Genomic DNA, 13,844 nt, shown 5'->3' with positions numbered 1-13,844 from the left:
AACCTGGGCATATGCAGGGCTACCTTTAATTCCGCAGCGGCTTGCCTTTGCTTAACATGTGCTGCATCCGCTGCTGCGTCTTCAGTTCTCCGCACAGCGACAGGAACGCTTCGCGCTCCAGATCCAGCATGTACGCTTCAGAGACGAGACGATTGGCCGGAACGTCACCTCCCGTCAACACGCGGGCCAGCTTGCACGCAATTTTGGCATCATGCTCGCTAATATATCGGCCTTCGAGCATGGACGAGACCGCCAGCTGCAGCACAGCTCGCCCTTCTCGGCCTGCTGCGCGAATCGTAGGCTTGCCTGCATCCGCCGCCGTTCTCCAATACCCGGCAGCATCAAGTGACAGTACCGCCTGCCTCGCCTCGAACACTCTGCGTGCGCTTGGGATGAGTACCCTATCCTGCGGACTCATATATCCAAGCCGTTCCACATCATGCCCGCTGCCGGATACTTTGGCCATCGCAATCGTTTCGAAGGCGCGCAGCAGCGGCTGCGTGACATCATCCTCCGGGTGCGGGAAGCGCTTGGACAGCCTCAAGGCGATTTCCTTGCAACCGCCTCCTCCCGGAATGAGGCCGACTCCCGTCTCGACGAGGCCGAAATACGTCTCCGCGCTGAACAAAATCATATCGGCCGGCAGACACGCCTCCACGCCGCCGCCGAGCGTCATCTGGTGTGGTGCGGCCACGACGGGACGATTCAGCGCCTTCAGCTTCATCATCGTATTCTGGAACTGACGGATGATCAGATCGATTTCATCCCATTCTTCGGCCTGCGCCTCTGCTAGAAGCAGCATAATATTGGCGCCGACACAGAAATTGCGGCCTTCATTGGCAATGACCATACCTCTGTAATCGCGGGAAACAATATCCACGCTTTTCTGAATCATCGACAATATATCTTCGCCGATCGCGTTGTTCGGCGAATGGAATTCAAGGCAGGCCACATCGTCCCCAATATCAATCAGACTCGCTCCCGAATTGCGCGTAATGGTCTTCCCCTGCTCCTTGCATTCACGGAGCGATACCAATTCTGGGTCTGTCTCCACCAGCTTCCATTCTCCGCGCGAAACATGGAACAACCTTTCCGGTCGACGTTCATAGAACTGTTCATGGCCCGCTGCGAGCCAATCCGTCACCCATGAAGGGACCGTTGTTCCCTCCCTTTCCATCCGTTCCACGCTGGCGCGCACGCCTATCGCATCCCAATATTCAAACGGACCGAGCTCCCAGTTGAATCCCCAGCGCATCGCCTTGTCGATGGCGCGAATATCGTCGGCAATCTCCCCTAGCTTAGCAGCGGAATAGCAGAGCACATGCTTGAGCACATTCCAGACGAACTGCGCATGAGCATCGCTTAGCTTCAATATGGCCTGCAGCTTGGCCTCCGTTCCTTTGGCGCGCTTCGCCTGCTCCAGCGAAGCAGACTTCACCGGTTTGCGCGGTTCATAGCTCCAATCCGACCATCTCACGGCTCGAATTGGATCGGCGCTAGCTCCTGTCCGCTCTTTGCGGTAAAATCCTTGCCCGCTTTTCTCCCCGATCCAGCCGCGCTGAACCATTTCCTGAAACCAGGCAGGGAGCTGGAACGCGGCGCGCTCTTCATCGCACTGCACCTGTTCGGCCACATTGTTCGCCACATGCTGGAACGTATCAAGCCCGACCAGATCCAGCGTGCGGAAGGTGGCGCTCTTCGGGCGTCCCATGACAGGTCCAGTGAGCGTATCGACCTCCTCGATGCTTAAGCCGAGTCTTTCCATTTCCTTCAATGTCATGAGCAATCCATACGTTCCGATGCGGTTGGCAATGAAATTCGGCGTATCCTTCGCTACAACGACTCCTTTGCCGAGCCGGCGTTCACACCATTCTCTTGCCTGTGCCAGTGTTTCCGTCTTCGTATCGGTTCCAGGAATCAGCTCTACCAGATGCATGTAGCGCGGCGGATTGAAGAAGTGAGTGCCGACAAAAGAGCCTTTAAACGCTTCTGTCCTGCCTTCCAGCATGAGGTCGACGGAAATGCCCGACGTATTCGTGCTGACCAACGTTCCTTCCTGCCATTGCCGTTCCACTGCTTCCAATACGGCGCGTTTAATGTCCAGCCGTTCGGTCACCGCTTCAATAATCCAATCCACGCGCTGCAGATCCGCCATATGGTCGGTCGTATTGCCAGGAGTAATCCGCTCTGCGAACGCTTCCACGTATAATGACGCCGGATTGCTTCGCTTCAGACGCTCCACCGCAGACCTCGCCAGCCGATTGCGAACGCGGAAGTCTTCCAGGCTCAGACCCGCTTTCTCTTCTTCCGCCGTTAACGCTGGCGGAATCATATCAAGCAGCAAGCAGGAGATGCCCGCATTCGCCAATTGCCCCGCGATGGCGGCTCCCATGACGCCCGATCCGATCACGGCCGCCCGCTCCACCTCGTTCCATTTCTTCACCTTCGTCCCTCCTCAATCATGCACTCGCAACCATCATCAACTTGCGTATTGCCCCCTTGGCCCGTACCAACCACTTTATCGTGGTCACTTGACATGCGGTCTCCGCCCGCACCGCAGCACATGACATTCATGCGTGCCGTTCCAGTCCGAGCAGATCTAGGCCGGGAATCGCTTTCAGCAATTGTCTCGGCGCTACCAGCACTCCGTTGGAGCGCACCAGGTAACAGGAGTCATGCCATGCTACCTGCTTCTGGATCGAGTGAACGGGACGCAGCCTGCCGGCCAGCCACAGCTTATGTAACCATTCCGTGTGATGAAATACTTGGATTTTCCTTGGATGTCCGGTTGCAGTCCGCAGTCCGGATATTCTTCTTTCAACGTATGATACGTGTGGGGTCAGGCCGTCACAATAGTGGAGTGCCTCATGCAGCAGACGGACCAGCGCTTGCGTCACGCGCTGCGTACGTTACGCCCCCATCAAGTCGATTGGCAAGTAGATAAACCCATAGAACAACACTGCGTGCATAAGACCACTTGGCAAATCTCGTCACAGCTTACCTTCGCTGAGTATCTGTCCGAGCGCCTGCATCGTCCGAACCGACCGCTTCGATACCGGGTCGCCTGCTTGACCGTGACGCATATAGAGCACACGCCTGCAAATCAAATTTCGACAAACATGCCGACACCGATGGAAGCAACGATAATAAAGACAAGCCATTTAACATAAATTAGCATTCTATCCCCCTCCACCGATGTCTGATATGAACAAATGCATCCCCTGCTGTGACACAACAACCAGAGGATTGCCCTTGCTTGATGGATATGTAGGCTTGATAGAAAAAATGCAATTCATATCCCCGAGTTGACAATGGGTTAAACAGGAGATATCTTGCTCGTCCGAGCATATCATGTATTAAAGAAGCCATAACTCGAGGTGATTTCATGAGCATTTTTGTCCTCATCAAGCAAACATTCGATACCGAAGAAAAAGTCGTCCTCACAGACGGAGTGCTTTCGGAAGATGGGATAAAGTGGGTCATTAATCCTTACGACGAATACGCGCTAGAAGAAGCTATGCGCTGGAAAGAAGCGCATGGCGGCACCGTAACGGTACTAACCGCAGGTCCAGAACGTTCACAGGAAGCGTTGCGCACCGCCCTAGCCATGGGTGCCGATGATGCTATCCATATCGTTCCTCCAGAGGGCCGGGGAACGTCAGATGATGAATATATCGTGTCATCCTGGATTGCATCCATTCTGCAGGAGCAGCAGCCGGACATCATCTTTGGCGGTCATTTCAGCGTGGATCAAGGCAGCGCCCAGGTTGCGGTTCGCGTCGCGACTCTGCTCAATATGCCGCACGTATCCGCGATTACCGGACTAGAAAGGACGGGAGACAGCTTCGTTCAAGTTCAACGCGATGCCGAAGGGAACGCGGAACTTCTCGATGTATCGTTGCCCGCCCTGTTCACAGCGCAGCAAGGGCTGAATGAACCACGTTACCCCTCTCTTCCCGGAATTATGAAAGCAAAGCGCAAGCCAATTCGCGTAGTCTCTGCAGCTGAGCTGTCTCAAGAAGCGGCGCTGGAGCCCCGAACAGAACGTCTAGCGTTAGAGCCGCCGCCGCCGCGTCAAGCAGGCAGAATGATTGCAGGCGATGCTGCTGCTCAAGTACAAGAGCTAATTCGCTTGCTGCATGAGGAAGCAAAATGTCTCTGACATCTGTTTCCATTTAAAGAGCATTCAAACATGTATTTTCGAGCATGAAATGTACGTTGAAGCAACTTCTTAAGAGACCAACAACATGGATGATTATAAGAAAGGAGTGCTGCGATATGAGCTGCACTTATGCTGTCATCGCCGAAATGCGGGGAAACCAACTGCGTCAGGTAACGTTCGAGGCGCTTGACGCCGTTCAGCAGATGGCCTCTTCCGACGATCGGATTATTGTTCTTGCGATTGGATATGGTCTGCAGGAAGCGGTACAAAGTTTATCTATCCCTGGAATCGCTCATGTGTATTGCGCCGAGGATGAGCGATATAAATATTACGACTCGGAGGCGTACTTCTCTGCGTTGCGCGCTTTCGTGGAACAAGAGTCGCCAGAGGTCGTCCTCTTCGGACATACTGCGATGGGACGCGATCTCGCCCCAATGTTGGCTGCACACCTTCGCACCGGGCAAATCTCCGATGTCAGCTCGATCTCGCAAGACACGGACGGATTCGCCTTCCGGCGTCCGGTGTATGCAGGCAAAGCATTTGAGACCCGACGATTTACGACTCAATCGAACCCGTGGATTATTACGATTCGGCCGAATAACTTTCCAGCATTTACACCGGAAAACGGTACGCTGCCTACACATGCGACGGTATCTTCCCCTGCTGTCGTTGCGCTTCCCGCTCCTGCGCCTTCGCTGCGGACCGTAGTTCGTGATGTCGTCACGAAGATGAGCGGTTCGATTGATTTGACCGAAGCCAAAATTATTGTTTCCGGTGGCCGTGGCGTCAAAAGCGCGGGGGGCTTTAAGCCGCTTGAACAGCTGGCCCTCGTGTTGAACGGAGCAGTCGGCGCATCACGCGGGGCTTGCGATGCCGGTTATTGTGACTACGCTTTACAAATCGGTCAGACCGGGAAGGTCGTCACACCTGAAATTTATTTTGCTTGCGGCATCAGTGGCGCAATTCAGCATTTGGCGGGAATGAGCCAATCACGTGTCATCATTGCGATCAACATCGATCCGGAAGCTCCCATCTTCCAAGTGGCGGATTACGGCATCGTCGGGGATTTGTTCGAAGTCGTGCCGCTATTAACTACGGAATTCCGCAAAATGCTCGTTTAAGACATCCAGACGTGTAGCTCTCGATTTCTGCTCCATACAGACCCTATCATCCTTACATCGTCTCTTGTCGAATTGGACCGGACGATGTAAGGATATTCGTCGTCATTGTAGAGGTTGTTCAAAAAGCCCCCTTTTGAACACGATCTTGTAATCATATTTTCACAGAATCAACTGTCAAATTACGGAATAAGTGGTATAATGGTCTCACCTATCATTCTCAAGTCCTATTGGATCACTTCATAAAGGAAGGTGTTCCCGCATGTTTGCCCGCTTAATGTTAAAGCGCTTTTCTTTTAAGCTGTATCGCAGAGACGGCCTGACGCTGATCGAAGTGCTGGCTGCTACCGCCATATTTAGCATGCTGCTTATCGTTTTTATCACCATGAGCGCCTTTGTGCAGCAGACGGACAAGTCAATGGGCCGCTCTCACGAAGCTGTCACGATCGCGGAATCATTCATACATAAATATCGTTCCCAACCGCAATCGATCGGGCCGAGCGGCATCACCCGCGACGATGTGCGCGCCCATCCTGGCCAAGCCAACACATACCAAGTGACCATCCATCCGCTACAGTCATATGTAGACGGCGCAGCCCCCGCACCCATATCTACTGACCATCTAGCTGTCGTACAATCGATCGTCTACATGAACGAACCATCCTATCACAATCGGCCGATGCTGCTGACGGTCTCGGTCTCATGGGAGGAATCATGATGCACATACCGTCCCTCATCCGCAATGAACGCGGGTTGACGCTGCTGGAGCTGATGGCGGCATTGCTCATCACTTCCGTCATTCTGGGCGGAGCCCTGACCTTCTGGTGGAGCTTGCAAACGAACAGCAATATGGTTACTGCCGCACAAATGCAAGAGACATCCGTCCGCTGGACAAGCAAGCAATTCCACCATCTCATATCGGAAGCCTCTCTTGCCGCCCTCTCGTCTCCTCAGGAGATTAGACTTCGAGTTGGCAAGGACTATCGGGCCATCATCCATCATTCATCGACAGAGGAGTGGAATGTGTACTCATTCTCTATTCCCTCCGCCTCCGACCTAACTGACGAAGAAGTGATGGTCAAGCTTGCCGATACTTCCGTCACCTTGAAGTCGCATCCTGATCGCTATCGTTACCTGTATTCGCTTGCCCATAGCATGCCGGCCGCTCCGCTAATCCGCATCATTCAATTGCCGGATGGAACGTCGGTGAATACGGCGGAGTTTCCCGCCATCGCTCAGGCAGGCAGCCTTCTGGAAGCAGTGCTGGAATTCCAGAGCATCAGCAGAGACTCGATGGGGCGGCCCGAGCTAACGTCCGGCAATGCCAATTCACGCTACACGATTACGGCAAAGTTGATGAAGGATCGGTAATGCAGCTGGACATCATTGCTTGTTATTATGCTGAATCTGGTGGAACATGCTGCCGCGGATGATGACCCTCCGCCCGCGGGGTATGCCGCAAGCTGCCCGTAACGTTCCGTTGAGCTCGGCAAGAGTTATCTGAAGGAAAGGAACTGATATCGTGAACAAGTTGCATTTGTGCTTGAACATCCTGCGCCGTGAACGCGGCAGCGCTATGATGATTGTCTTTTTGTGCATGATCCTATTATTTCTTACCGTCCCGCTCTTGCTCCAGGTCGTCGGCACCGGTGTGGTGCAGCAGCATTTAAGCTCGGAGCAGCGCATTGCCCAGGAAATAACGGTAGGCAATATGGAAAGCTACATTAGCTATTTAAACCAATACCAACGCAAGATAGGCGGCTCGCCAGTCGCTTCGGAGCATTATCGCAACACTTACGCGGGAATGGGTAATAAAACCGTACAGACGGGAAGCGGCTGGTCGACGACCGTGTGCATGAACGATGTAACCGATGAATTTCTCGACGCACAATCTGACCGCTTCTATATGAAGAGCGAAGCCTCCTTGCAGAAAGGCAAGAAAGAAATGGTCTATTCCTTTTTAAAGGCGCCGCGCTTCGGAGAAACGGTCGTATCCCCAAATCCGGACGATCGTGACTGTACGCTGGATAAGCTGCTGCTGCAGGGAAAATTCAAGGATCCGCACCACAATGATTGGCAAGACCCGCCCATATATCTCAAACAAAGCGACGATGAAGAGAACGAAGCTGAGGATGTTGTTATTCGCAAGCATTCTGACTTGCAGACGCCTATCGGCAAATTTTTAGAAGAAAAGCAAAAGGAAAGTTCGGCAATGACAGCCCCCTCCCATGATCGCAGCTGCGGAAGCAAGTGCCAAAATGATTTGTCTGAAGTAGACAAGCCGGAAGCCTTGGCTGGAGAAACGATTGCTCTGGGTAATGCTGTTATCGATCGAAATGGGGAGCGAAGCTCCTATACTATCGGCGCTCCCGATCGACTAGTGAATATCGTTGGGGGCAGCCTCACTTACGACTCTTACGTTAACGTAGAGATTTACGGGAACATGCATCTCTCATCGCTAACGTTGCATAATGGCGGACATTTGACGATTCATGGTGATCTCATTATTGACGGTCCGCTTGTTGCAAGCGACTGGAAAAATGAGTACAGATCTACGATCGAACGCACTGTTATCAAGGCGAATCGTATCATAGTAAAAAACAAGCTGGAGGTAAACGACAATGCTCAACTGCTGGCAACCGAACTGCTATACGCCGAAAACATCACCACCAGCGGGAATTCTACAGTGGGAGGAGACCGCATTGTCGTTGTCAACAACCTGATTGCCCATAACCTCATCTTTATCGATTCCGCTCATACTCGTGATATTATAGCAGGAAATATTCTACTTCAAGCCAAATCCGACCCTAGTACAATTTCAAAAATAGAGGTGCGTGGGGATATTCTCGTGAAGGATAATCTAACTGTGAATAACAACGTTATATTTGACTTTGGCGGCACGCTCGCTATAGGCGGCAATATGGATTTGCAAGGGTCCCAAAATCGGTTCCTGCCGCGGAACAATAGCGATCGTTCCACGTCGATCATCATTGATGGCGGCATCTGCATCGGCATTCCCGATTGGGAGCCGCGCCGCGAACAGTAAGGAACATAGGGAGCAAAAGGAACAACCGGAGGTTTGCCGCCTCCGGTTGTTTTTACGTTCTACGATGTATAATGAGATGTGGCCTTCACGACAATCAATGATTACCACCGTCACGCCACTTACCGTTGATGATTGACATGCGCAACCAGCGCTTCTTTTACTAGTAGCATGTCTCTAGAAGTCTGGTGAATAACGGCCAGAAGTCTGTAGATACCGTCGAGTCCTGCTATCGGCAACTTGAGGAACTGCAAATATGCATGCAAATTTGTAAAAACAGACGATATTCGGGGCATAGGATGTAATTGTACATGTAAACGACGCTCAATACCCCATTGACACGCACTTTTGCAGTTTGTCTAACTTTTCACCGGACTTCTAATAGAGCTGTCAACTTGTCGCCAGTGCGTCAGTACCAGGGGATGTATACACATGAATGGTCAGCTGCACATTGTACAGCTCCTTACTGTGGCTGTCTGTAGCAGCCATATCAATACTGTACGAATGCTGCATGGTCCATTTCTCCAGTCGATGCAGCCGCTCCTGCCGCTGTATATCTGACAGCCACGACAACCAGCTTTCGTAATCAGCCGCTCCTTCCAGCTCATACGTCCACTGTTCAATCGCAGGAGTTCCTTCGTTTGCCAACTGCGCCCTCTCCTCCACTCTGGGAGGTGCACCTTCATCGCCGAATTCATTCTCGGCGCCTGATGCCGCTCCTGCCGCATTCGCATCGGCTTCTTCCAGCCTCTGCTCGGACGGAGCAAGCAGAAGCTGACGCTCTACGAAGCGCAGCTTCTTCACGTTAATCCCTGTTCTGCGCGATAGCTCCCGCACCTGCTGCAGCCATGCGCTCTCGTCATGCTGCCCGGGGACAGCCCGATGCCACCTGAGCCAATCTGCTGCAGTTGTTTGGATCGGATCAGGTTGACTGCTTATGCTTGCAAGCCGTTTTTCAAGCATCTCCACATCTTCTAATGCAGTGAGTTGTTGACGCGCTTCTTGGACAGGCAGCCATCCGAACAGAAAGATGGCAAGCAGAAGCAAGAGCCCGCCTACCCATATGAGAATTAACCAGAGCTTCTTGCTCTTTAATGAGGACTGCGTTCGTCTGCCTATCGTGTCCGCCATATCACTTCGTCGCCTCCCTCATGCCGCGCGGCCGTAACGTGACGATGTAATCCACTTCCAATAACGGCGGCTCCACATTGGTTCCTTGCTCGGTATTGCCTGACCATTGCTGGAATTGTACGGACTGCACCTCATCCATTGACTGCAAAAGAGATAGATAAGCCGCGACAGCATCCGCATCGCGAGCAATGAATGACATGTTGATGATATCAGTCCTGCCATCTGCGGTGGATTCCGCGTCAGCTCGCTTCCAGTTCATCATATCTGGCATCGCATCAGTCAACCGATTCCACATGCTTCCCCAGTCGAGCCGCTCTGCTTTCAACGCGTTAGATTGACCTGTCAATTGTGTGAAAAATACTGTAGCAGGGGCCGGCTCCTTCTGCAATCGCGCCTCGGCAATCTGACTGCTCAGCCGGTTCATATCCGCCTTCATGCGTTCGGTCCCTTGGCTATATTGAATGGAGGCGAACGTCAGCAACGCAGCTGCAACGACCATCACACCGATGCCGGACCATAAATAGAGCAGGAAACGCTGTTCGAGACGCGGACGAATCGGCAGCAAGTTAATATGCTCTGGATGAATGGGCGCCGTATTGTGCATCAGGTTCATACGCCCCCTCCTCTACACGCCAAGCTAACTGGAACTGCAAATGGATAAAGAGGATCATCCAGCTCCGTCGTTAACGCGTCCGTTTCCTCCATCATCCTGACTGGCATGTCCAGCTTCCGTTCCAGCACTGAATATATTGCTTTTAAGCCGTCTGTATCCCCGCAAATGAACACGAACTGGATCGATTCACTCTCCTGCTGGGATGAATAACGGTAAAAATCTATTAACCGCTCCAATTCCATTGCCAACTCATCGCACACCGATTCATATATCTCCGTTTCATTCTTCATCGTCCCAGACAAGTACGATACTCTGCTTCCGCTCATCGATATGGAGGCGGATATGTTAATGGATAAGCTCCTCGTCAGACGCAGCTGCCCGCGATGGAAGAGAAAGATATCCGTATGCATCGCATGTATGCTGGCCGTAACATATGTACGGGCATCGTCGACCTGCGGGAGGCGCTGCAGCAATCGATGCAGCGCCAATGGCTTGATGTCGAAGACGCGCGGCACTAGCTTGGCAGCTTCCATCGCATCGCGGTACCGAATCATCTCCGATTTCGGCACAGCTACCAACAATACATCGCTGCGCACCGTTAATTCGACATGAGGCTGATCACGGTGCGAGGGCCTGCGCAACCCGCTTCGGAGCCTGCTCCATAACGTGGTCATGCGCCGTTCTGTTACGACTGCAGCCGCAGCTTCATCGTATGCATTGCCGACTGCCAGTACTGGATCCAGTTCCAATTCGTCATCTTCTTTTTTTCGTTCAATCGGAGATTGCGGATAAGACACAATATCATAAATCGGATCGGCGAACGGCAGCCGAGTTCGCAGCTCAAGCTCCATATCAATCATTTTTTTCAGCTCCGATTTCACGACAGACGGCAGCTGATAATGCCGAATCAACACAAAAGCGCTTGGAATGCCGAAAATCACCTCGCGCGACTGAAAACCAGCTTCCTCCCATAGCTCTAAGATGGCTGCCGTCAAGAGCTCCGGATGAATGACGCGTCCTTCCTCGACGATCCCTGCTGACAGCGGCATCCGTTTTGCCTGCACAACTTGGATTTCCGACGGCTGTTCAATAATTTCAGCAGCCTGCAGCCACGTATCGTTAATCTCCAGCCCTACTCTTCTATTGCTGTTCCTGCGCAGCTTCATACGCACACCTCCTATGCAGCAACGATATATTGAAGCATCGCATGCAGAAACTCTTCCCCGTACACATAGGCCCACCATGCGCCTACAGCAATGAATGGCGCGAACGGCAAAGAGCGGTCTTTGCCGAAGGCAGGCTTGAAGCATAGAAGTACACAGCCGTACAATAGCCCCAGCACACTCGCTGTAAACAGCGACAACAGCGCTGAAGCTAGACCGAGCACCATCCCAATGAATAGATATAGCTTAATATCCCCTCCGCCCATTCCACCATTGCTTGCGATAGCAAGCACAAGAAGCAGCCCCGAGCATACAACGGCAGCGAGCGCATAATTCCACCATGGCAGCGGGTGAATGAAGCAGCGCATGAATACCCCGAGCCCCATCCCCCATATAAGAATGCGGTTCGGGATGATGCGCCAATCCATATCGGTCACCGCGACTGCAATTAGGACCGAACTAAGCAGTGCTCCGACAATGGCTTCCCCGTTCCACGGCATGCTCCAGGCTACGACAGCGAAGGCGATACCCGTCAACAGCTCCACCAACGGATAGCGCACAGCGATCGGCATACCGCAAGAGCGGCAGCGTCCCCGCAGGATAATGTAGCTGATGACCGGGATCAGATCGTACGGCCGCACCTGCTCCCCACAGTGGGGGCAACGCGAAGGCGGAGCCACGACAGATTCCCCTCGCGGCACCCGGTAAGCGACGACGTTAAGAAAGCTGCCGATGCAGAGCCCAAGCAGGGCGAAGCTAACGACCCACAATGCCATTTCCATCATCGTCCCCCCTAAGGAAAAGGTAACTCTTGCGAGTTACCTTTTTTTACGTGTAATCAGTAAAGCTTATGGTGTATTTGACCATCCTGTCCAACCAATAACTAGAGTCTTATCATTAGGTCCTGCATACCGAACTGTAATTCCAGTCAATTCTTCACGTATAGAGTTTACAGGTGCCTCTTTGATGTACCCCCCTGTAATTAGCTGATTCATAGTGATTGCTCTAGCATCAGTCTCATTAATCGTAATATCAGGATGGTCCAAGAGATACCGCTGTGCTGCATCCGTCACAATTCTCATCGATGCATCATCCGATGTCGTCTTCGCCTTATCAAACTGACCGATAATGACAACCGCTGCAATTGCAATGATAATCCCCAGAATGACGATAACCGCCAGCAGCTCGATCAGCGTCATCCCCTTTTCGTTCCGAGCGGCCTTCACCCGCTCCTGTACCCATGTCATACTCATGATTTACCTTTCCCCTCTCTAGAAAAATGATATATGTTTTACTCCCGTAAAACCGCTATAATTTTTGTGGAAGGTCCCCTGTTTGAACTTGCACCTTTAGGAATACTGATTACCTCAGATTGTCCATCAGCTTGAACGACGGCAGCATAACCGCCAGCACGATGAAGCCGACAACTACAGCAAGCACGACAATCATGAGCGGCTCAAGCATTGCCTTCAAGCGATCCGACATCGTTTCCACGTCGCGCTCGTAAAAATCGGCGACCTTCTCCATCATCTCATCCAAATTACCTGTCCGTTCCCCGACAGCCATCATCTGCACCAGCATCGGGGGAAACCAAGCATGCTCACTGAACGTTTCCATCAACGACTGCCCGCTCTTGATATCTTCTCGCGCATCACGTATGATGCGGCCGTACACTTCATTGCCAGTGACACGAGCCGCAATGGTCAGCGTGTCGACAATCGGTATCGCTGCGCCGAAGAGCGAAGCGAACGTTCGGGTGAACCGCGCCAGCGCTTGCTTCTGCTGAAGCGTGCCGAACACCGGCATGCGCAGCTTTGCCATGTCCCAAGGGTACTTCAAGCGCGGCAGCTTCTTCAGGAACATCCATAAAAACGGAAGCAGCGCCATGACCGGAATGACAATATAACTGTAGTGCTGCATGAACTCGCTCACTGCCATCACGATCCGGGTCGGCAGCGGCAGCTCGATGTCCATCGTCGTGAAGCTGTATACGAGCTTCGGAATGACGAATATCATTAATACCGTAACGACGACGATGGTCATGATGAGCATAATGATCGGATATATCATGGCTGATTTTACTTTTTCGCGTGTTTGGTGCTCCTTCTCATAGAAGACGGCCAATCGCTCCAACATCTCGTCCAGCTTTCCCGATGCTTCGCCAGCCTTTACCATGTTAACGAACATTTGGCTAAATACGCCTGGGTATCGTTCGGCAGCTTGTGACAACGACGTGCCCGACTCCAAATCCTCGAGCACTTGCTGCAGCACCTCGCCGAACGGCTTATTGCCCGTCTGCTCAGCAAGGATGCGAATGGATTCCGCCAGCGGGATACCGGCACGCACCATCGTGGCGAACTGCCGGCAGAATACAGTCATCTCCCCTACCTTCACACGCGGTCCACCAAGAGCAATATCGTGATGCAGCCAATGACCTTTGCGATCCTCAAGCTTCGTAACCCACCAGTTCCTTGCTTGCAGCTGCTCCGCAGCTTGCTTCTTCGTCGACGTCTTCACGACGCCGCGCCGGAACACACCGTATTCATCAATCGCCTGGAAATGAAAATCAGGCATCGTTAACAACCTCATTTCACCCAAATATATAAGCGCTTTA

13 protein-coding genes are annotated in these 13,844 nt (G+C 52.5%); 5 read left to right on the top strand and 8 right to left on the bottom strand.

All coding sequences use genetic code 11. The features are described 5' to 3' along the window. Positions 1–25: 25 nt before the first annotated feature. Entirely contained in the window at positions 26–2,443 is a 2,418-nt protein-coding gene (locus A372_RS0132260) for a 3-hydroxyacyl-CoA dehydrogenase/enoyl-CoA hydratase family protein (RefSeq protein ID WP_019425085.1), read from the bottom strand. A 127-nt stretch (positions 2,444–2,570) separates the two neighbouring features. Next, on the bottom strand, positions 2,571–2,897 hold the full coding sequence (locus A372_RS0132255) for a (Fe-S)-binding protein (protein WP_026011425.1): 327 nt from the start codon (positions 2,895–2,897) through the stop codon (positions 2,571–2,573). A 488-nt stretch (positions 2,898–3,385) separates the two neighbouring features. Between A372_RS0132255 and A372_RS0132245 the strand changes: the two genes are divergently transcribed. The 5 genes from A372_RS0132245 (at position 3,386) to A372_RS0132225 (ending at position 8,326) form a co-directional block, all read left to right on the top strand. Then, positions 3,386–4,162, top strand: a complete 777-nt coding sequence (locus A372_RS0132245) for an electron transfer flavoprotein subunit beta/FixA family protein (protein WP_019425084.1) — start codon at positions 3,386–3,388, stop codon at positions 4,160–4,162. Positions 4,163–4,278: 116 nt separating this feature from the next. Beyond that, entirely contained in the window at positions 4,279–5,283 is a 1,005-nt protein-coding gene (locus A372_RS0132240) for an electron transfer flavoprotein subunit alpha/FixB family protein (protein WP_019425083.1), read from the top strand. A 259-nt stretch (positions 5,284–5,542) separates the two neighbouring features. Continuing rightward, a complete protein-coding gene (locus tag A372_RS0132235) occupies positions 5,543–5,998 on the top strand; it encodes a type IV pilus modification PilV family protein (RefSeq protein WP_019425082.1) in 456 nt (151 codons plus the stop codon). Beyond that, a complete protein-coding gene (locus A372_RS0132230) occupies positions 5,995–6,651 on the top strand; it encodes a prepilin-type N-terminal cleavage/methylation domain-containing protein (protein WP_237728733.1) in 657 nt (218 codons plus the stop codon). Before A372_RS0132235 ends, A372_RS0132230 begins: the two co-directional genes overlap by 4 nt. 151 nt (positions 6,652–6,802) lie before the next feature. Then, complete coding sequence (locus A372_RS0132225; RefSeq protein ID WP_019425080.1) at positions 6,803–8,326, top strand: hypothetical protein; 1,524 nt, start codon at positions 6,803–6,805, stop codon at positions 8,324–8,326. A 387-nt stretch (positions 8,327–8,713) separates the two neighbouring features. Here A372_RS0132225 and A372_RS0132220 read toward each other — a convergent pair whose 3' ends face one another. The 6 genes from A372_RS0132220 to A372_RS0132195 all read right to left on the bottom strand — a co-directional run bounded on the left by A372_RS0132220 (position 8,714) and on the right by A372_RS0132195 (position 13,804). Next, positions 8,714–9,454, bottom strand: coding sequence for a hypothetical protein (locus A372_RS0132220; protein WP_019425079.1), 741 nt, complete (start codon positions 9,452–9,454; stop codon positions 8,714–8,716). A gap of 1 nt (position 9,455) precedes the next feature. After that, positions 9,456–10,067, bottom strand: a complete 612-nt coding sequence (locus tag A372_RS0132215; protein ID WP_019425078.1) for a hypothetical protein — start codon at positions 10,065–10,067, stop codon at positions 9,456–9,458. Continuing rightward, positions 10,064–11,233: a type IV pilus biogenesis protein PilM gene (pilM, locus tag A372_RS0132210; protein WP_019425077.1), complete on the bottom strand. Its 1,170-nt coding sequence runs from the start codon at positions 11,231–11,233 to the stop codon at positions 10,064–10,066. Before pilM ends, A372_RS0132215 begins: the two co-directional genes overlap by 4 nt. A gap of 11 nt (positions 11,234–11,244) precedes the next feature. Continuing rightward, the gene (locus A372_RS0132205; RefSeq protein WP_237728731.1) at positions 11,245–12,015 is read right to left on the bottom strand and encodes a prepilin peptidase; all 771 of its coding nucleotides are present in this window, start codon (positions 12,013–12,015) and stop codon (positions 11,245–11,247) included. A 63-nt stretch (positions 12,016–12,078) separates the two neighbouring features. After that, the gene (locus A372_RS35165) at positions 12,079–12,483 is read right to left on the bottom strand and encodes a prepilin-type N-terminal cleavage/methylation domain-containing protein (protein WP_019425075.1); all 405 of its coding nucleotides are present in this window, start codon (positions 12,481–12,483) and stop codon (positions 12,079–12,081) included. Between the two features lie 109 nt (positions 12,484–12,592). Then, a complete protein-coding gene (locus A372_RS0132195; protein ID WP_019425074.1) occupies positions 12,593–13,804 on the bottom strand; it encodes a type II secretion system F family protein in 1,212 nt (403 codons plus the stop codon). Between the last annotated feature and the right edge of the window lie 40 nt (positions 13,805–13,844).

Source organism: Paenibacillus sp. OSY-SE, from assembly GCF_000283315.1.
Taxonomy (GTDB): Bacteria; Bacillota; Bacilli; order Paenibacillales; family Paenibacillaceae; genus Paenibacillus_B; species Paenibacillus_B profundus.
The sequence above is the reverse complement of the archived record's forward strand: the minus strand, read 5'-3'. Positions and strand labels throughout refer to the sequence as shown.